General features: G+C 34.3%; 16 protein-coding genes. 12 read left to right on the forward strand and 4 right to left on the reverse strand.

Features of this window, described 5'->3' with window-relative positions:
• The first annotated feature begins 161 nt into the window (after positions 1-161).
• The 7 genes from H5V42_RS04295 to rodA all read left to right on the forward strand — a co-directional run bounded on the left by H5V42_RS04295 (position 162) and on the right by rodA (position 7,804).
• Positions 162-590 carry a GAF domain-containing protein gene (locus tag H5V42_RS04295; RefSeq protein WP_390809394.1) on the forward strand — a complete coding sequence of 143 codons (429 nt, stop codon included), beginning with the start codon at positions 162-164 and terminating at the stop codon, positions 588-590.
• A gap of 88 nt (positions 591-678) precedes the next feature.
• Entirely contained in the window at positions 679-2,211 is a 1,533-nt protein-coding gene (gene purH, locus H5V42_RS04300; protein ID WP_185781896.1) for a bifunctional phosphoribosylaminoimidazolecarboxamide formyltransferase/IMP cyclohydrolase, read from the forward strand.
• Between the two features lie 52 nt (positions 2,212-2,263).
• On the forward strand, positions 2,264-3,292 hold the full coding sequence (locus H5V42_RS04305) for a rod shape-determining protein (protein WP_185781897.1): 1,029 nt from the start codon (positions 2,264-2,266) through the stop codon (positions 3,290-3,292).
• Between the two features lie 20 nt (positions 3,293-3,312).
• Entirely contained in the window at positions 3,313-4,134 is an 822-nt protein-coding gene (gene mreC / locus H5V42_RS04310) for a rod shape-determining protein MreC (RefSeq protein ID WP_185781898.1), read from the forward strand.
• Positions 4,121-4,630 (forward strand): rod shape-determining protein MreD, encoded by a 510-nt coding sequence (locus H5V42_RS04315; protein ID WP_185781899.1) that lies wholly within the window; start codon positions 4,121-4,123, stop codon positions 4,628-4,630. The genes mreC and H5V42_RS04315 overlap by 14 nt, the downstream gene beginning before the upstream one ends.
• Before the next feature lie 40 nt (positions 4,631-4,670).
• The gene (locus H5V42_RS04320; protein WP_185781900.1) at positions 4,671-6,539 is read left to right on the forward strand and encodes a penicillin-binding transpeptidase domain-containing protein; all 1,869 of its coding nucleotides are present in this window, start codon (positions 4,671-4,673) and stop codon (positions 6,537-6,539) included.
• Positions 6,533-7,804: a rod shape-determining protein RodA gene (gene rodA / locus H5V42_RS04325; RefSeq protein ID WP_185781901.1), complete on the forward strand. Its 1,272-nt coding sequence runs from the start codon at positions 6,533-6,535 to the stop codon at positions 7,802-7,804. The genes H5V42_RS04320 and rodA overlap by 7 nt, the downstream gene beginning before the upstream one ends.
• Here rodA and H5V42_RS04330 read toward each other — a convergent pair.
• The gene (locus H5V42_RS04330) at positions 7,801-8,601 is read right to left on the reverse strand and encodes a DNA/RNA non-specific endonuclease (RefSeq protein ID WP_185781902.1); all 801 of its coding nucleotides are present in this window, start codon (positions 8,599-8,601) and stop codon (positions 7,801-7,803) included. The two genes, rodA and H5V42_RS04330, sit on opposite strands and share 4 nt — an antisense overlap.
• 50 nt (positions 8,602-8,651) lie before the next feature.
• Positions 8,652-10,847, reverse strand: coding sequence for a carboxy terminal-processing peptidase (locus H5V42_RS04335; RefSeq protein WP_185781903.1), 2,196 nt, complete (start codon positions 10,845-10,847; stop codon positions 8,652-8,654).
• Between the two features lie 195 nt (positions 10,848-11,042).
• Here H5V42_RS04335 and surE point away from each other — a divergent pair, with 195 nt between their 5' ends.
• From surE to H5V42_RS04360, 5 genes are read left to right on the forward strand one after another with little or no spacing between them, the layout of a single operon-like run.
• A complete protein-coding gene (gene surE, locus H5V42_RS04340) occupies positions 11,043-11,822 on the forward strand; it encodes a 5'/3'-nucleotidase SurE (RefSeq protein ID WP_185781904.1) in 780 nt (259 codons plus the stop codon).
• A complete protein-coding gene (locus tag H5V42_RS04345) occupies positions 11,815-12,102 on the forward strand; it encodes a hypothetical protein (RefSeq protein ID WP_185781905.1) in 288 nt (95 codons plus the stop codon). The genes surE and H5V42_RS04345 overlap by 8 nt, the downstream gene beginning before the upstream one ends.
• A 57-nt stretch (positions 12,103-12,159) precedes the next feature.
• Entirely contained in the window at positions 12,160-13,269 is a 1,110-nt protein-coding gene (lpxB, locus tag H5V42_RS04350) for a lipid-A-disaccharide synthase (RefSeq protein WP_185781906.1), read from the forward strand.
• Between the two features lie 8 nt (positions 13,270-13,277).
• Positions 13,278-13,841, forward strand: a complete 564-nt coding sequence (locus tag H5V42_RS15195; RefSeq protein WP_313792132.1) for a C40 family peptidase — start codon at positions 13,278-13,280, stop codon at positions 13,839-13,841.
• Positions 13,841-15,850, forward strand: coding sequence for a ComEC/Rec2 family competence protein (locus tag H5V42_RS04360; protein WP_185781907.1), 2,010 nt, complete (start codon positions 13,841-13,843; stop codon positions 15,848-15,850). The genes H5V42_RS15195 and H5V42_RS04360 overlap by 1 nt, the downstream gene beginning before the upstream one ends.
• Before the next feature lie 4 nt (positions 15,851-15,854).
• Here the strand turns inward: H5V42_RS04360 and H5V42_RS04365 are convergent, their stop codons facing one another.
• Entirely contained in the window at positions 15,855-17,387 is a 1,533-nt protein-coding gene (locus tag H5V42_RS04365) for a peptide MFS transporter (protein ID WP_185781908.1), read from the reverse strand.
• A 31-nt stretch (positions 17,388-17,418) separates the two neighbouring features.
• Positions 17,419-19,629, reverse strand: a complete 2,211-nt coding sequence (locus tag H5V42_RS04370; RefSeq protein ID WP_185781909.1) for a S9 family peptidase — start codon at positions 19,627-19,629, stop codon at positions 17,419-17,421.
• Positions 19,630-19,708: the final 79 nt, after the last annotated feature.

Consider the following 19,708-nt stretch of genomic DNA (forward strand, 5'->3'; position numbering starts at 1 on the left):
CTAACACCAACTCCATTTAACTTTTTTTAAACTTCTAACAAAGCCTATTAAGTTGATTTAAATTCTATTAAAGTGATGTCAAATTTTGTAGGTATCTTTTTTAATACCCAATTGAAATTTATCTTCGCAAAAAAATTACTGTGAAACACCTCAAAGACTCCATAACACTTATTATTTCTGATAGCAAAAAAACGGCTGAGGCTAAAATGCAGGCTATATGCGATTTACTAAGAGAAAATGTAGAATACTATGATTGGGTAGGCTTCTATTTTAAAAATGGAGATAAACAAGAATTGTTATTAGGCCCTTATGCAGGTGAAGCAACAGACCATACTGTAATTCCGTTTGGTAAAGGAATTTGTGGACAAGTAGCTGAAAGCAATCAGAATTTTGTAGTGCCAGATGTTTCTGCCCAAGATAACTATATTGCTTGCAGCATAACCGTAAAATCAGAAATTGTAGTTCCCTTATTTAAAAATGGAGAAAATATTGGTCAAATTGATATTGACTCCAACACGCCTGACCCATTTACCGCAGAAGATGAACGTTTTTTAGAATGGGTAAACCAGCAAGTGGCTTCAATAGTTTAAAACTTAGCCTTTTTTGTTGATAACCCAACACAAAAATTCTTTTTAAAAAAAGTACTTTTGAAGCTTAATTTTTCCACGTTACGCACCCATGAGTACTACAAAAAAAGCCAGCTCGGCACTTATTTCAGTTTTTCATAAAAACGGTCTAGAACCTATTGTTAAAAAACTTCATGAACTTGGAGTTACACTTTATTCAACAGGAGGTACAGAAAAATTTATAAAAGACCTCAACATTCCTGTTGTTGCTGTTGAAGAAGTAACTAGTTATCCTTCTATTTTGGGAGGCCGTGTTAAGACGCTACACCCTAAAGTATTTGGTGGTATTCTTAACCGTCAAGACAATCCGTCTGATATGGCGCAGATGAAAGAGTACAATATTCCGCAATTAGATATTGTAATTGTAGATTTATATCCTTTTGAAAATACTGTTGCCAGTGGTGCTTCAGAACAAGATATTATTGAAAAAATTGATATTGGTGGTATTTCATTAATAAGGGCTGCAGCCAAAAATTATAAAGATGTACTCTGTGTGTCTTCAATGGAAGATTATGCAGAGTTTTTAGAAGTTATTTCTAGTGATAACGGCGCAATAACCATAGAGCAGCGTAAAAGTTTTGCTGCCAAAGCTTTTAATGTTTCTTCGCATTATGATGCTGCTATTTTTAATTATTTCAACAAAGATGGTAAAGTAAGCGCGCTTAAATTAAGTGAAACCAAAGGTCAGGTTTTACGTTACGGTGAAAACCCACACCAAAAAGGTTTCTTTTTTGGAGATCTAGATGCCATGTTTGACAAACTGCATGGCAAAGAACTCTCTTATAACAATTTACTAGATGTTGATGCAGCCGTAAATCTCATGGAAGAGTTTAAAAATGACGAACCAACTTTCGCTATTTTAAAACATAATAATGCTTGTGGTCTTGCTACTAGGCCGACAATTAAAGAGGCCTATATAGATGCTCTAGCAGGCGACCCAGTTTCTGCTTTTGGTGGTATTTTAATTGCCAATAAAGAAATAGATGCAGCTACTGCAGAAGAAATTCATCAATTGTTTTGCGAAGTTGTTATAGCCCCTTCTTACACTGCTGATGCCTTAGCAATTTTAAAAGGAAAAAAGAACAGAATTATTCTAGTTCAAAAGCCTGTTGCATTACCAAATAGCTTAGTTAGAACTTGTTTAAATGGTGTACTGCTTCAAGACAAAGATGGTGTAACTGATAAAAAAGAAAATCTAACAACGGCTACAAAAGAAAATCCTTCAGACCAGGAAATAGAAGACCTATTATTTGCTTCTAAAATTTGCAAACACACCAAGAGCAACACCATAGTATTGGCTAAAAACAAACAATTATGTGCAAGCGGCACTGGCCAAACTTCTAGGGTTGATGCCTTAAATCAGGCTATACACAAAGCAAATCACTTTAAATTTGATTTAGATGGTGCAGTAATGGCTAGTGATGCGTTTTTTCCATTCCCAGATTGTGTTGAAATTGCTCATGATGCAGGCATTAAAGCCGTAATTCAACCAGGTGGTTCTATTAAAGACCAGCTAAGTATCGATTTTTGTAATGAAAATGGGGTTAAAATGGTGATGACAGGTACACGTCATTTTAAGCATTAATTTGCTTACATTTGATGCTAGTCTTAGTTTAACCCAGTCTTATTAAGTTTTTATGGGATTTTTTGATTTTATGACCGAGGAAATTGCCATTGACCTTGGTACAGCCAATACCTTAATCATACATCTAGATAAAGTTGTAGTTGATAGCCCTTCTATTGTAGCTAGAGACCGCGTAAGTGGAAAAATTATTGCCGTTGGTAGAGAAGCCAATATGATGCAGGGTAAAACTCATGAAAACATTAAAACTATTCGACCGCTTAAAGATGGGGTGATCGCAGATTTTGATGCCTCGGAAAAAATGATAAACATGTTTATCAAGAACATTCCTGCATTAAAAAAGAAATGGTTTCCTCCCGCTTTGCGTATGGTTATTTGTATTCCTTCTGGTATTACGGAAGTTGAAATGCGTGCAGTTCGTGAATCAGCAGAAAGAGTAAATGGCAAAGAAGTCTACTTAATTCACGAACCTATGGCGGCAGCAATTGGTATTGGATTAGACATTATGCAGCCAAAAGGTAATATGATTGTTGATATAGGTGGTGGTACCACAGAAATTGCTGTTATTGCTTTGGGCGGCATTGTATGTGATAAATCTGTGAAAATTGCAGGTGATGTGTTTACTAACGACATCATTTATTACATGAGAACCCAACACAATTTATATGTCGGAGAAAGTACTGCCGAGGCTATTAAAATTGAAATTGGTTCTGCCACAGAGGATTTACAATCTCCACCAGATGATAAATTAATACAGGGTAGAGATTTATTAACCGGTAAACCCAAACAGGTTTCAATTTCATATAGAGAAATTGCCAAAGCCTTAGATAAAAGTATTTTACGTGTTGAAGACGCGGTAATGGAAACCCTTTCACAAACACCGCCAGAATTAGCCGCAGATATTTATAATACCGGCATTTATATGGCAGGTGGTGGCGCAATGCTACGTGGTTTAGACAAAAGACTTTCACAAAAAACAGATTTACCTGTTTACATTGCTGAAGACCCTTTAAGAGCCGTTGTACGTGGAACCGGAATAGCACTTAAAAATTTAGAACGATACAAGAACGTATTGATTAAGTAAACATAGAATCAGCACATTGAATGCAGCGGATTTTAAATTACATCCTAGGTAATAGAAATACAATTCTGTATTTGTTTCTGCTACTTATTTCATTGGCTTTAACCTTTAACGCACGTTCTTATCATCAATCTAAAGCTTTTAATAGTTCCAAATGGGTAACTGGAACAACATATGAGGTTTCAAACAGTATTTCATCTTATTTTAATTTAGGCGAAGTCAATAAAAACCTAGTTGAAGAAAATAAACGTCTGAGAAAACAATTATTCAATATTCAACAATTACCAGAAAACAAATTAGACACAAATAACTTAAGCTTTGAATTAAAAACTGCCAAGGTTGTTAAGAATAGCTTTAGCTCACCGAGAAACTACATTACTATTAATAAGGGAAAGAAACAGGGTCTTGCTCAAGATATGGGAGTTATCACCCATATTGGAATTTTAGGTATTGTAGAGAATGTGTCTACTAATTTTGCTACTGTGCAAAGTGTACTAAACACCAATTCTCGTATAAACGCAAAAATTAAAAACACCAACTATTTTGGCTCTTTAGAATGGGATGGTAGAAATTATAAAGAAGTACAGTTGATAGATATTCCTCGTTCTGTTCCTTTAGTGGTAGGAGATACTATAGTTACCGGGGGTATGTCTAGCATTTTCCCAGAAAACATCCCTATAGGAGTAATTAAAAAATATAGCTTAAATCAATCTCAAAGTTTATTTACCATAACAGTGGGTTTATTTAATGACATGGCTAATTTAAATACTGCCTATATCATCTCTAAAAAAGACAGACAAGAACAATTAGATTTAGAAAACCAAACTATTAATGCTAACCAATAATGTTGTTTTAACGGCTGCTCGGTTTGTGTTATTAGTCTTAGCACAGGCGTTGATTTTTAATAATCTTGGATTTTTAGGTTATATCAACCCAATGATTTATGTATTGTTTGTGTACTGGTACCCAATTAGTAAAAACCGCTCACTTTTTTTAATTCTATGTTTTGCGTTAGGGTTTATGGTTGATTTGTTTTCAGACAGTTTAGCATTGCATTCTGCTTCAATTTTAACCGTTGCTTTTTTGCGTCCTTTATTAATGCGTTTTTGTTTTGGAGCAAATTTTGAATTTCAAGGCTTTACCTATAAAAATACTACCTTAATTCAACGAGTATCTTATCTAACCTTATTAGTTTTTATTCATCATACTTTATTCTATACTTTAGAAATTTTCAGTTTTTCTCATTTCCTACTAATTTTGAAGAAAATTATTTCTGTAGGCTTTGTTTCCTTATTTATTTGCTTGTTGATTAGTTCTTTGTTTGCTTCTCAGCAAGATTAGAATTATCTTTTAAAAATCTGTAGCTAAACATTTTACCCCAATGAAAAAACTACTTTTATTTTCTATTGTAATTTTCGTAGGAGTCGTTTTTGTCGGCAGGTTATCCTATATGCAACTATTTAGCTTTTCTACAAACCAAGTGTTAGATGACCCTGCTATTAAAACCGTTTATGATTACCCAGAACGGGGCTATGTTTATGATCGCAATGGAGAATTATTAGTTGGCAATCAACCTGCCTATGACGTAATGGTAATTCCGAGAGAAACTAAATCTCTAGACACCTTAGAGTTTTGTAATCTATTAGGTCTTACAAAAGGTGAGTTTCTTACCAAAATGAAACGTGCCAGAAAATATTCTACCCGTTTACCATCTGTATTGGTTGGACAATTATCTAAAGCGGATTATGCTAGCCTACAAGAAAAGATGCGAAAGTACACTGGTTTTTATATTCAAAAACGCTCTTTACGGGATTATGACACCAATAGCGGTGCTAATGTATTAGGGTACATTAGTGAGGTAAACGAGACTGATTTACGAAATAACCCTTATTATACTTCAGGCGAATTAATTGGCAGAACCGGAATTGAAAAACAATATGAGGAAGTTTTAAGGGGGCGTAAAGGAGTAAAGTATATTCAAAAAGACCGTTTCAATAGGGTTATAGGCTCATATAAGGACGGCAAACTAGATACATTACCCAAACTAGGTAAAGAAATACATATTACTATTGATAAACATCTACAAGAATATGGTGAAAATTTAATGGTTGGTAAACGTGGTGGTATTGTAGCCATTGAACCTACTTCAGGAGAAATTTTAGCCATGATTTCTGGTCCAACTTATAACCCAGCTTTACTTGTAGGTAGAGAGCGTTCTAAGAATTATACCAAATTACATTATGATAGTATTGCTAGACCTACTTGGGACCGCTCTATACTTGCAGAACCATCTCCTGGTTCGCCTTTTAAAACGTTAAATGCCCTTGTAGCTTTACAGGAAGGTGTGATTACTCCTGAAACAAAATTTACTTGTTACAACGGATTTTTTGTAGGTAAACACAAAAGAGGTTGCCATTGCGGCGGTGGAGTTAGAGACTTGAACTCAGGTATTTTTAACTCTTGTAATGCTTACTTTGCTGGAACATTCAGAAAAATATACGGTAAATACGAGACTACAGATGAAGGGCAAGATGTATGGGAAAAGCATATGAAAAGTTTTGGTTTAGGAAATTATCTAGGCGTTGATTTACCTACAGGTAGACCTGGTAGAATACCAAGCAAAGAATACTATGATAGAGCATATGGAGATGGCAGATGGGTCTCATCATTTATCATCTCAAACTCTATTGGCCAAGGTGAGGTTGCTGCAACTCCAATACAATTAGCAAACATGACGGCCGCAATAGCCAATAAGGGCTGGTACTATACCCCACATATTATTAAAAGTATTGGAAATTCTGGGGCAATTGACCCGCAATACACTGAACGCCACTATACCACCATAGATAGAGAACATTTTACACCAGTGATTGAAAGTATGGCTAATGTATATAAATACGGAACTGCCAAATACATTAGAATTCCAGATATTGAAATTGCAGGAAAAACAGGTACTGTAGAAAATTACACCATTATTGATGGCAAAAAAACGCAGCTCACTGACCACTCATTATTTGTTGCCTTTGCCCCTGTTAACAAACCAAAAATTGCCGTTGCGGTATATATTGAACATGGGTATTATGGGTCAAGATACGCTGGCCATATTGCTTCTTTACTAATTGAAAAATATCTAAAAGGTGAAATTACCAGAACTGATTTGGAGAAAAGAATGTTGGAAAAAACACTTGAAAAAGAATATGCCAAACCTTTAAGCGGTGAACCGTTCAAAATAAATGAATATGTATGGTAAGACGTATTGATTGGATTACCATCTTACTCTATGGTCTTTTGGTATTTATAGGATGGATAAACATTTATAGCACCACCTTAAATGAAGATTTTTCTTCATTCTTAGATTTTTCTACACTATATGGTAAACAGCTGTTTTTTATACTACTAGCTTTTATACTTGCCATCGGAATCTTTTTTGTAGAATCAACATTTTTTGAACGATTCGGAAGCCTTCTGTATATTATTTCTTTAGTTCTTTTATTAGGACTATTCTTGTTTGGAAAAACAATTGGTGGAGCTAAATCTTGGTATGATTTAGGAATTTTTAATTTTCAACCATCTGAATTTGCTAAGATCGCTACAGCACTAGCCTTAGCTAAATATTTAAGTGATATACAAACAGATATTAGAAGAGTTAAACATCAATGGTATGCCATTCTAATTATCTTAATACCAGCTATTTTAATTTTACCACAACCAGACCCTGGTAGTTCTCTGGTATATTTTGCCTTGTTTTTTGTTTTGTTTAGAGAAGGTTTACCTATTATTTATCTGGGTTTAGCACTAATACTCATAATGATATTTATTTTTACATTAATGTACGGTGTGGTATGGGTTGGTATTGGTTTAGGCTTACTTACTTCTCTTGTGTTTTTATTTAAAAGGCCTACCGTAAAAATACCTACACGACCTTTACTAATATTTATTGTCAGCTGTTTATTAATATCGTTATCTGTACGTTTTGTGTATAATGAGGTATTTGAACAACGTCATAGAAATAGATTTGACCTGTGGTTGAGAATTGAAAAAGACGAACGCAAACTCAATGAAATTCGAAAAACAATTGGTTACAATACATTTCAGGCAGAAAAAGCAATAGAATCTGGTGGTTTAACGGGTAAAGGTTTTTTAGAAGGCACCAGAACTAAAGGTGATTTTGTACCTGAACAGCATACCGATTATATTTTTAGCTCTTTAGGTGAAGAATGGGGATTTTTAGGAACCGGATTTGTGATTTTAGTTTACACCCTTCTGTTTTTGAGATTACTCCAATTAGCAGAAAGGCAAAAAAGAGACTTTTCTAGAATGTATGGCTATGGCGTAATTTCTATACTTTTTATTCATTATTTTGTAAATATAGGTATGGTTATTGGGCTGCTACCTACGGTCGGAATTCCATTACCATTTTTTAGTTATGGCGGTTCTGGTATTATCTTTTTTACCGCTCTACTTTTTATTTTCTTGAATTTGGATGCGAATCGACTTAAAGAGGGAATTTTTTAAAATTTCCATCCACTTTTATCAACTTTCGATTCTATATCGTGCTCAACTTTATCTGATAATTTGGCTAAGAAATCTATACCAGTAACACGTTCTAATTCATCTATAGAAACCAAAAAGCTCTGAAGATTTTTGTTTGAATCTTTATTGGGAATTAAAAAAGCCAATGCTTCAATATTATCGTTATTTTCTTTCAAAATTACTTTGTAAAAAGCCTTAGGCACATCAACATCTTCAGAGCCTATCTCAGGTAATCCTTTCTCTAAAACACCGCCTGTAATTACATATACCTGACCATATCTTTTGGTCCAATATCTAACCTTTTGTTCTAGTTCATTCCAAATTCCGGCATTAAACTTTCGATTTTGCGGAGAAATATTACTCGTATAAAAAGTTTCATTGTACGCCTGTTCTGAAAATCTACGGTCTCCTGCAGGACATAAATGTCCTCTATCATAACCTGAATTTTTATAGTTACGCCAATCCGCAGACTTGCTTTTTACTTTTGGGTCTTCAATAAAATAAGGACGCTCTCTATCATCGTAAGTTAAATGGGTTTTCTTAAGTACATAGGCCACCCACTTGGCTTGTTCATGCGGTTCGCTATAAGCCAACATGTAGTAATTATGCGTAACTATCTGTTCTCCCCTAGTATTTGGTAGATAGTCTGGATTAAACTCAGAAACTGAAGATTCACCAGAATTATTAGAATACGTTGCTGGAGTGTAAAAGTTCTCTATAGCCCAAAACAAGATTATTAATAGGGCAATAATAATTGAATATGTAGTTTTTTTATTCATAAGAAAACCCCGCAATAGCGGGGTCTCAATATATAAAATTCGGTGTTCTACTACCCTTTAACTCCAGATTTTTTTACTGAAGACTCAAAAGAAACCTGCATATCTTGCAATACATTTACAGCTTCTTCAACATAAATGTCTTTTGCAAGTTCTTTATGCCATCTGTCTCTTTTTTCTCTTAAAATAGGGTCTTGAGTAAATAATTCTTGCTCATATTGAAGTGATTCAAATGTTAACTTAGAATCATATTCTCCAATCTTTTTAAAGAAATCAGATTTTGCTTTATCAGCTTCTCTGGTACTCTTGTAGCTCTCGTAGTTTAATGAAACCTCTGTTTCATCTTGCTGCTCTCGTAACCATCTGGCATTGTCATCAATTAATTTCAATTGTGGATTCTGTGCCATTCTAGCGTTACTGTTTGCTATTATTTCTTCGAAGTTGATGTTTCCATTCCAGAATTGATAATCTGCTGGAGTAATTTTATCCCAACCTAATGGATTATCCTGGTCTTTCTCACCTAAATCAATATAACTGTATCTATCTGGCACAACAATATCACTCTTTACACCTTCTAATTGTGTTGAACCGCCATTAATTCTGTAAAACTTTTGTGTAGTTAATTTAATGGCTCCTAAATCACCATGCTCGTTACTTCTTACAATATTGTCTAAAGGAATCACATTTTGGACCGTTCCTTTACCAAAAGTTTGCTTACTGCCTAATACAATTGCTCTTTTATAGTCTTGCATAGCCGCAGCTAAAATTTCAGATGCTGAAGCTGATAGTTCGTTTACTAAAATTACTAATGGACCATCCCATTGAATACGCTCATCTTTATCTTCATGAATTTCTTTACGAGCTCCTGCTGAACGTACCTGTACAATTGGTCCATCTTTAATAAATAAACCGGCCATATCAACAACGGTTTTTAATGAACCACCACCGTTGTCTCTAAGATCTAGAACTAGACCTTCCATACCTGCTTTTTTAAGACGTTCTATTTCTTGCGCAACGTCGGTAGCTGCATTACGTTCTGTATAATCTTCAAAATCTACATAAAATTTGGGTAGATTAATTAACCCAAACTTGCTATTTTCTTTAATAACTGTAGCTGATTTGGCATAAGATTCTTCTAGCTCTACAACGTCTCTAGTAATAGCCACTGTTTCTACATTGCCATCCACCTTTCTTACCGTAAGTTCAACCGTAGTACCCTTTGGTCCTTTGATAAGTTTTATAGCATCATCTAGGCGCATACCAACTATATCTATAGGTTCTTCTCCTTGCTGGCCAACTTTTATAATCTCATCTCCTACTTCTAAACTTTTTTCTCTCCATACTGGACCACCAGAAATGATTTCTACAACTTTAGCTCCTTCTGGTTTTTTCTGAAGTCTGGCGCCAATACCTTCAAACTTTCCTGAAATATTAATGTCGAACTTATCTTTTTCTTCAGGTGCAAAATAAAAAGTATGTGGGTCAAATTCGTCTACAATTGTATTTACATATTGTACAAACCAATCTTTACGTTCAAGGTCATCTACAAAATCAAAAAACTCATCTAAAGTCTTTTTGGTGCTTTCTCTAGAAGCGGCTTCAACTTCTGCAAGCGTCATGTTTTTTAACTCTTTGTTTTCTGAACCAATGTTGGTTTCTACATCTACACTTACCATATCTGGCCCTGCGGTATCTGAAGATGAACCAGATAAAGCTGTTTTTCTGATTGTTACCTTGTTGTCATAAACACCTAATGAGTTGTATTTTAATTGTTTACGCCATCTTTCTTTTAGCTCTTTTCTGTTTTTAGCGTATGGCTGTTCTTTATAATCAATATTAATATTTTCGCTTACATTAAAATCGAAAGGTTCATTTAAAACTTCAGCATAAATTTCTCTAGCTTCGTTCATACGCGTGGTTAACCTTTGATATACCAAATTAAAAAATGAAATCTCTGTATTTTTTAATTGGTCATCTAATTGGTATTTGTATTGCTCAAATTCCTTAATGTCTGACTCTAAAAAATAGCGTTTAGTAGGGTCAATAATATCTAAGAAATCTTCGTACACATTAGCTGAGAAATTGTCATCAATATCTTTTGGCTCATAATGACCTCTTTCTAGAACATATGTTATTAAGTCTAGAAGAAGTTTATCCTTATCGTTTTCTTCAAAAGACTTGTTTGTAAAACTGCAAGAAGCTACAGCAATTAACATCACAACAAATGCTAAGGCAAAATTCTTTTTCATAGGTGGTTTTTAATGGGACAGGATTAAAAAAACCGAATCACCCGTCATTTTTAAATTTAAAATTTTCTCCGTAAACATCTAATATACAGAAAAAATCATGCCAGCTTTGAAGCGTTGACATAATTTTGTGATTCATTCAAAAGACTCCATATCCTTAACGAAAAACGTACATTTATAGCTTAAATTATCTCTACCATGGAAAAACCATTGATTTTGGTTACAAATGATGATGGAATTACAGCTCCCGGACTTAGGTCACTGATTGCTTTTATGAAACAAATTGGTGAGGTTGTAGTGGTGGCACCAGACAGCCCACAATCTGGGATGGGGCACGCCATTACAGTTGATAATACCCTATATATTAAAAAAGTTGTTATAGATAAGGAAAATGGCGCTCCTTTAGAAGTAAGTTGTAGTGGAACACCTGCTGACTGTGTAAAATTGGCACTGCAAGAGATTCTTGACAGAAGACCTGACATAGTAGTTAGTGGAATCAATCACGGCTCTAATGCTTCTATTAACGTTATTTACTCTGGAACTATGAGTGCAGCAATTGAAGCTGGACTTGAAGGGGTACCTGCAATTGGTTTTTCGTTATGCGATTTTAGCTGGGAAGCAGATTTTTCTGGTTGTGAACATGCCATTAAAACTCTTGTTTCGGAGGCTTTAACTAATGGAATGCCTAAAGGAACAGTATTAAATGTAAATATTCCAAAGACTAACGGTGCTGCACCTAAAGGTATTCGTATTTGCAGGCAGGCCAGAGCTAACTGGAAAGAGAAATTTGACAAAAGAAAAAGTCCATCTGGAAAAGAATATTATTGGTTAACTGGTGAATTTGAATTACTCGATAAAGGTGAAGATACAGATATTCATGCTTTAGAAGACGGATATATTTCTGTTGTTCCCTGCCAATTCGACTTAACCGCTCACCATGCCATACCACAACTAAACAACTGGAATTTAAATGACTAAAATTCAAAAAGAAACCTTAATTGGTTTTTTCGTTGGTGTAATTGCCAACACCATAGGAACCTTGCTTTACATCATCTTATTCTCTGACCTCGGCATTGTAGAAACCTATAATGCTGCGGTAAAACAAGAACACATTGGAAGCCTTTTGGCACTTGGAGCCATTCTAAACTTAATTGCTTTTTTTGGCTTTTTAAGATTAAAACGAGACTACCGAGCAAGAGGAGTAATGATTGCTACTGTTCTTACAGCATTAGTAATTTTATATTACAAGGTTTTTTAAAGCGATTCACATCGATGGTTTAAAGAAAAACGAAGCCAAAGGTTTTAAGTCGAAAAAATGAAATACTACATAATTGCAGGGGAAGCTTCTGGAGATTTACATGGCTCTAACTTAATTAAAGCCATACAACAAGAAGACCAAAACGCAGATATACGCTGTTGGGGTGGAGACTTAATGCAAAATGCTGGTGGCACCCTTGCAAAACATTATAAAGAAATGGCTTTTATGGGGTTTTTAGAAGTAGTCAAAAACCTGAATTCTATTTTTAAAAATATTTCTTTCTGTAAAGACGATATTGCTAGTTTTGAACCAGATGTAGTTATTTTCATTGACTTTTCTGGCTTTAACCTTAGAATTGCCAAATGGGCTTACGAACAAAATTTTACTACAAATTATTACATTTCTCCCCAGGTATGGGCCTCCAGAGCAAGCCGCGTTCAAAAAATAAAAAAATACATCAATCAGATGTATGTAATTTTACCTTTTGAGAAAGACTTTTATGCGCAATACAATTATGATGTAAGCTATGTTGGCCATCCACTTTTAGATGCTATTGCTGTTGCTGAAAAAATAGATTTTGATTCATTCGTTGCAAAACATAAGCTAAGCCCAAACAAAAAAATAATTGCCCTTCTTCCGGGGAGTAGAAAGCAAGAGGTGGAAAAAATGTTAGGTATTATGTTAGCTACTGCTGATAATTATCCTAAATATCAATTTGTAATTGCAGGTGCACCCAGTTTAGATGACACTTTCTACCAAAAATTTACCTCAACAAAAGATGTTCATTTTGTCTCGAATCAAACTTACCCGCTTTTACAAAATGCTCATGCCGCTTTGGTAACTAGCGGTACGGCAACATTAGAAACCGCTCTATTTAAAGTACCGCAAGTGGTTTGTTATAAGGGCAATTGGATATCTTATCAGATTGCTAAGCGTATTATCACCCTCGATTATATTTCTTTGGTAAATTTAATTATGGATAAAGAGGTAGTTAAAGAACTCATTCAAAACAACCTAAATTCAAAAAATCTAAATCATGAGCTTAATAAAATATTAGAAGACGCTCATAGGCAAGTTGTATTAAAACAATATGAAATACTTGAGCAAAAACTAGGAGGTGTTGGAGCAAGTAAAAAAGCGGCGCAGCTAATTGTGAAAAATCTATAATTTTGAGTGTGGAAAAATTTCAAAACCTAACTTTAACCAAAATACTTCTTTTTATTGGAGTTTTATTTTTAGCAAGCTGCGGAAGTAAAAAGAACACTGTTAAGCGTTCTAACAAAAGACCCACCGTAACTGTTGATTCAAAATCTGTTAATAAGGCTTACAAAAGAGATATTAAAGAATCTAGAGGTAATACCGCTGATAATGTTATTACAACTGCTATGACATTTACGGGCACCCGTTACAAATTTGGAGGTATTACTAAAAAAGGTATGGACTGTTCTGGTTTAATTTATGTTTCGCTTTTGGAGCATGATGTAGCCTTTCCCAGAGTTTCTTATCAAATGGCTAATGAAGGGGAGCGCGTTAATTTAAAGAATGTTAGAGGTGGCGATTTACTCTTTTTTAAAACCTCTAAAAATAGTAAGCGAATCAATCACGTTGGCTTAGTTGTAGCCGTGAATGGAGACGATATAAAATTTATTCATTCTACAACGTCTAGAGGAGTTATAGTATCGTCTCTTAGAGAAGGTTTTTGGAATAGTACTTTTATTAAAGCAACTCGCATTTTATAATGCCAGCGTTTAATTTTATTTCGGTAAAATTAGCGCTCTGTCTTATAATAGGCATTTTACTTGGTTTTTATTTCCCTATTAAAATTCATCTATTAGTAGTAGTACTACTTTGCCTACTACTACTATTACTTGTGTTACTCATAAAGAAATCCGCTACTTTAAACGTGGGTTTTGGTGTTATTGCTGCTTTTTTAATGATAGGTATTGGCATGTTAAGTGTTGGTCTTGCAAATCCAATCTTTAAATCTAATCACATATTAAATAATACTTCAAATCAGCCACATATTTGGCAAGGTAAGGTTATAACTACTCTTAAGCCAAGTTCTTTTTCAAACCGCTTAGTTGCGTCTGTGAGCTATCAAGACTCTACAAAGGTTGTAGGTAAAATATTGGTAAATTATCCGCTAGAAATTGACAGCATTAAGATAGACCATGAACTGGTGTTTTTTACTGAAATATTACCTGTAAATCCGCCATTGAATCCACATCAATTTAATTACAAATCTTATTTAGAAAAGCAAGGTATTTACCATCAAGTGTATCTAAAAAACGAAGATTTATTGGCAATTTCGATTAAATCAAGGTCATTAAAAGGCATAGCCAATTCTTTTAGAACACAACTAATTAAAAACTTAAGAAAATACAATTTTAGCGATGATGAATTTGGGGTAATTCAAGCATTATTACTTGGAAAAAGAGATGAAATTTCAGATGAAACCTATACCAATTATCAAAAGGCGGGAGCTGTTCATATATTAGCGGTTTCTGGTCTACACATAGGTATTTTACTTTTTATTTTACAATACGTACTCACCCCATTAACTTATTTACCTAAGGGCAAACAACTACGAACTTTACTTGTAGTAATCATCTTATGGGGATTTGCTTTTTTAGCAGGTTTATCTCCTTCTGTGGTGAGAGCGGTAACCATGTTTTCTTTCATTGCTTATGCCATGAATCTCAACAGGCCTACAAATACATTTAACATCATTGCACTGTCAATCTTTTTTATTCTTTTATTAAATCCGTTGTTTTTGTTTCAGGTTGGGTTTCAAATGAGTTATGCCGCAGTAATTGCTATAGTTTGGATATACCCAAAATTACAACGATTATGGTATCCTAAACCACTGCTAATTCGTAAGCTCTGGCAATTATTGTCTGTGAGTTTTGCCGCTCAGTTGGGTGTCCTACCTTTAAGCCTATTTTATTTTCATCAGTTCCCAGCATTATTTTTTGTTTCTAACTTATTAATTGTTCCATTTTTAGGAATAATTCTAGGTTTAGGCATTTTAGTTCTTTTTTTAAGTAGCTTCAATAGTCTGCCAGACTTAGTTGCTACCGGATATAGTTATTTAATATTTGGTATGAATACTATTGTGGCATGGGTAGCGCAACAAGAGGCTTTTGTTTTTAGGGCTATTTCCTTTGATAGCGTTCAGTTATTGCTTTCGTATTTGATTCTGTGCTACTTACTATCTACTAGTGTAAAACATAATTACAAGAAATTGGTTCTTACCTTAAGCCTTATTGTGATATTTATTGGTTGGGGCATATACCTAAAGCATCAAGCCTCTATAAAAAGTGAAGTTATTTTATTACACCAATCTAGAAAAACAATTTTACTACATAGAAATGGTCTTGAGCTACAAGTGTTATCCTCTAAAACTAATGAGCTAAATGCTACAATTACCAATTATAAAATCGCAGAACGGATTTCAAAGATTTCAACTAAAAGCTTAAAAAATTCGTATGCAATTACTAAGAAAACTATTTATAGAATAGATAGTTCTGGGGTATACTCTGCAAATTTTAAAACCGACTATTTACTATTGACAGATTCACCAAAAGTAAATCTAAACAGAGTTTTAAATATTCTTGAACCTAGGGTTGTTATCGCCGATGGTAGTAACTATAAGACGTATATTAAAAGGTGGCAAAAAAGCTGTATGGATAAAAAAATCCCTTTTCACTATACGGGTGAAAAGGGAGCTTATTATTTTGAACAGTAAATTTCTAGTGAACGTTACCCATTAACTTCTTAATTAAAGGAGAGGCCAATAATACAATTACACCCGCACCTAGAGCATATTTTGCAATTAGCATAAAACCTCCGGTATACACATCTAAAGTATCAAAACCACCAATGTTAGCATCGGAACTTTCAATTGCCATTTGCTTACCTATAAAACCTACTACCTGAAATGCAAATGCAGAAGATAAGAACCAAACTCCCATAATAAAAGCAATTATCCTTTGTGGCGCAAGGTCTGTCATTTTAGATAATCCAACAGGTGACATAAATAATTCCCCTACAGAAATTAAGAAATACATCAGTAACAAATAACTAAACGGTACCAAGCCATCTTCATTGGCGCTACCACCACTATTTGCTAAAATATAAAAGCTAACACCTGCAAAAAGTAGCCCTAGTCCAAATTTATATGGGGTTCTTGGATTCATTTTACGTTTAGTTAGCCAAGTCCACATCATTGAAATAGGAATTGCTAAAATTATAATCCACATAGAATTCAATGAATTGGTTTGTGCTGCCGTCATTATACCTGACAAATCCACGTTACGAGAAGCAAAGAGCGTAATTACACTACCAGAAAGTTCATGAAAACCCCAAAAAATAGTCATAAAAAAGGTGAACAAAACAGCCGCAAATAACTTTTTACGCTCATCTGGCGTAGCCTTTACCATTACGTAGGCCATATACCCAAGAACTGCAAAACCAATAAAATAAAATAATAGGTTTACAATATTTGTGTCTCCAAACATAGTTCCTTCTGCACCTAAAGGTTTATAAGAGGAAAGTAAATAAGCAATTAATGGAGCCGACGCAATTGCTAATATGGTAACTAAAACACCTTGTTTGATTCCTGCTATGGGTTTATCGATAGCTCCCGTGGCTGGTGGCAATCCTCTATCTCCAAACACCCCTTTTTTAATTCCGCTCCAAAAGAAAATAAGACCGGTTAACATTCCTATTCCAGCTAAACCAAAACCATAATGCCATCCATATTTAGCAGCTAACCAACCACAAAGTAAAGGAGCAATCCAACCTCCAATATTAATCCCCATATAAAAGATGGTGAATCCAGAATCTTTTTTAGGGTCTCCTTTTTCATATAGTGTACCTACAAATGTGGAGATATTTGGTTTAAAAAAGCCATTACCCACAATAATTAAAGATAGCGCTAAGAAAAATGCAATGTTATGTTCTACTGCAAGTACAAAATGCCCTATCGACATTAAAATACCGCCCAAGAAAATAGATTTTCGCATTCCTAAAATAGAATCTGAAATTCTACCTCCAACAACAGTTGAAGCATATACTAGAGAACCGTAAGAAGAATATACAGCTGCCGTGGCATAATCACGCTCTACAAGTTTTTCAAAAATTACTTGCACCATATAAAGTGTAAGCAAGGCGCGCATTCCATAAAAGCTAAAACGCTCCCATAGCTCTGCAAAAAAGAGATAAAACAAACCTTGCGGGTGGCCTAAAATTTGTTTTTCACTAGCGGGTGAAATCTGTGACATATATCTATTTATTTAGTTAGTTGGCTGTTTATTATCCTTTAATTTCCTCTATAACCGGAGTGTCTTTTTTAGGACGCTCTACCAGCTTTTCTTTAACGAAAGAAGTCATTTTTTGATATAAATGCTTACGGGTGTTACCACCATAAATACCATGGTTTTTATCTGGATAGATGGCCCAATCAAATTGTTTATCAGCTTGTATTAAAGCCTCGGCCATGCGCATAGTATTTTGCAAATGAACGTTATCATCACCTGAACCATGAACTAAAAGATAATCACCTTTTAATAGCTCTGGATAATTAAATGGCGACTCATTGTCATAGCCTCCCGGATTTTCTTGAGGCGTACGCAAAAAACGCTCTGTATAAATAGTATCATAAAAACGCCAGCTAGTTACTGGTGCTACTGCAATAGCCATTTCAAACACATCACTACCTTTTAATAAAGAGTTGGTACTCATGTGACCACCAAAACTCCATCCCCAAATACCGGTTTTGGCTTCATCAATATATGGTAATTCACTTAGTTTTTTAGCAGCTGCAATCTGGTCTTCTGTTTCATATTTTACCAAATTTAAATATGTGGTTTTTTTAAAATCTCTTCCCTTGAAACCTGTTCCTCTACCATCAACACAAGCAATAATAACATCTTCTTGCTGTGCTAACATTTGATGCCAGTAATCATTAGTACCATTCCATCTATTAGCTACTTGCTGAGAACCAGGACCACTGTATTGAAACATAAATAAAGGATACTTTTTAGAAGGGTCAAAGTTTTTGGGTTTAATCATGTACATGTTAAGTTCATTACCATTAATTTCAATGGTTGAGAACTCTTTATTACTTAATTCATAACCAGACAACTTTTCTTCTAACTCCTTATTATTCTTAATATCTGCCACCTTTTTACCATCTATAGCATTGTGTAAGGTAAATTGATATGGGGTTGTAGTACTAGAGTACGTATTTATAAAATAGGTGAAATCTGTACTAAATGATGCTGAATTGGTTCCTGCGGTTACAGCGAGTTCTTTTTTGTCTTCCCCACCACTAGAAATACTATACACCCCTCTATTAATAGAGCCATTTTCTACTGATTGATAGTAGATTCTATCATTTTCTTGGTCGTAACCGTAATAATCTGTCACCTCCCAATCGCCTTGGGTTATTTGGTTCATTAGATTACCATCCTGGTCGTATAAATAAATATGATTGTAACCATCTTTTTCACTTGTCCAGATAAAACTATCATCAGCCAAAAAAGTAAGATTGTCATGTATGTCTACATAGGCATCATCTTTCTCTTCCAATAATACTTTAACCGTATTATTTTTGGCATTTACTTCATGTAGCTTTAAATGATTTTGATGACGGTTAATTGTTTGTACACTTAAATAATTTGGGTTATTCATCCACTTAATTCTTGGAATGTAGTATGCCTCTCCTAAATCTACTTTTGAAATATCTCCGGACTTTACATCAATCATATGTAAACTTACTACAGCATTAGCTTCACCTGCCTTAGGGTATTTAAATTTGTCTTGCTGAGGATACAATTCTTGACCATAAACATCCATTGAAAATTGCGGAACATTAGTTTCATCAAAACGGATAAAAGCAATTTTACTACCGTTGCTATTCCATTCAAAAGCTTGTACAAAAGAAAATTCTTCCTCGTACACCCAGTCTGTAATACCATTGATTATTTTTCCCTTCTCACCATCATTTGTAAGCTGTGTGGTGGTTTCTGAAGCTAAATCAAATAAATATAAATTGTTATCATAAGCAAAAGCAACTTTAGAACCGTCTGGTGACAACGTAGGTTCTTGAATCTTTTTATCTGAAATCTGAACTATTTTTTTGCTTGCCACATTATAAACAAAATATATACCCAATCTTGAACGCCTATAAATAGATTCTACATCAGTGGCAAGTATAATTTGCGACTCATCACCACTAAACTCGTAAGATGTAAACATGGGTATAATTCCGCCAGAGGCAACAATAGTTTCAATTTTTTGTTGCGTCTTGTAGTCGTACTTATCTAAAGAAGTACCTCTAGGATTTCTATTAAAATTAAGCACGGTGTATTCCGTTCCATTATTCATAGACCTTAAAGCATCCATATATTCTGTACGGAATTCTCCACCCCAGATTTCGTCTAATGAAATCTGTTTTTGTTGTGCAATTGAAAAATTAAAGAGTGAAATCGTGAAAGTGAGTAAAAACACGAATTTTTTCATGAAAGTTATTTTTATTTTAAACCTACCAAGTTTACTAATAATTTATCGAAAAAGTAAACTTTTAGCAACAAATAGCTCT

Source organism: Croceivirga lutea, from assembly GCF_014235875.1.
Taxonomy (GTDB): Bacteria; Bacteroidota; Bacteroidia; order Flavobacteriales; family Flavobacteriaceae; genus Croceivirga; species Croceivirga lutea.

Bases quoted from the DNA above. Each gene is read 5' to 3' on its own strand.
- purH (WP_185781896.1), top strand. From the start codon at position 679: ATGAGTACTACAAAAAAAGCCAGCTCGGCACTTATTTCAGTTTTTCAT.
- H5V42_RS04305 (WP_185781897.1), top strand. From the start codon at position 2,264: ATGGGATTTTTTGATTTTATGACCGAGGAAATTGCCATTGACCTTGGT.
- mreC (WP_185781898.1), top strand. From the start codon at position 3,313: ATGCAGCGGATTTTAAATTACATCCTAGGTAATAGAAATACAATTCTG.
- H5V42_RS04315 (WP_185781899.1), top strand. From the start codon at position 4,121: ATGCTAACCAATAATGTTGTTTTAACGGCTGCTCGGTTTGTGTTATTA.
- H5V42_RS04320 (WP_185781900.1), top strand. From the start codon at position 4,671: ATGAAAAAACTACTTTTATTTTCTATTGTAATTTTCGTAGGAGTCGTT.
- rodA (WP_185781901.1), top strand. From the start codon at position 6,533: ATGGTAAGACGTATTGATTGGATTACCATCTTACTCTATGGTCTTTTG.
- H5V42_RS04330 (WP_185781902.1), bottom strand. From the start codon at position 8,601: ATGAATAAAAAAACTACATATTCAATTATTATTGCCCTATTAATAATC.
- H5V42_RS04335 (WP_185781903.1), bottom strand. From the start codon at position 10,847: ATGAAAAAGAATTTTGCCTTAGCATTTGTTGTGATGTTAATTGCTGTA.
- surE (WP_185781904.1), top strand. From the start codon at position 11,043: ATGGAAAAACCATTGATTTTGGTTACAAATGATGATGGAATTACAGCT.
- H5V42_RS04345 (WP_185781905.1), top strand. From the start codon at position 11,815: ATGACTAAAATTCAAAAAGAAACCTTAATTGGTTTTTTCGTTGGTGTA.
- lpxB (WP_185781906.1), top strand. From the start codon at position 12,160: ATGAAATACTACATAATTGCAGGGGAAGCTTCTGGAGATTTACATGGC.
- H5V42_RS04360 (WP_185781907.1), top strand. From the start codon at position 13,841: ATGCCAGCGTTTAATTTTATTTCGGTAAAATTAGCGCTCTGTCTTATA.
- H5V42_RS04365 (WP_185781908.1), bottom strand. From the start codon at position 17,387: ATGTCACAGATTTCACCCGCTAGTGAAAAACAAATTTTAGGCCACCCG.
- H5V42_RS04370 (WP_185781909.1), bottom strand. From the start codon at position 19,629: ATGAAAAAATTCGTGTTTTTACTCACTTTCACGATTTCACTCTTTAAT.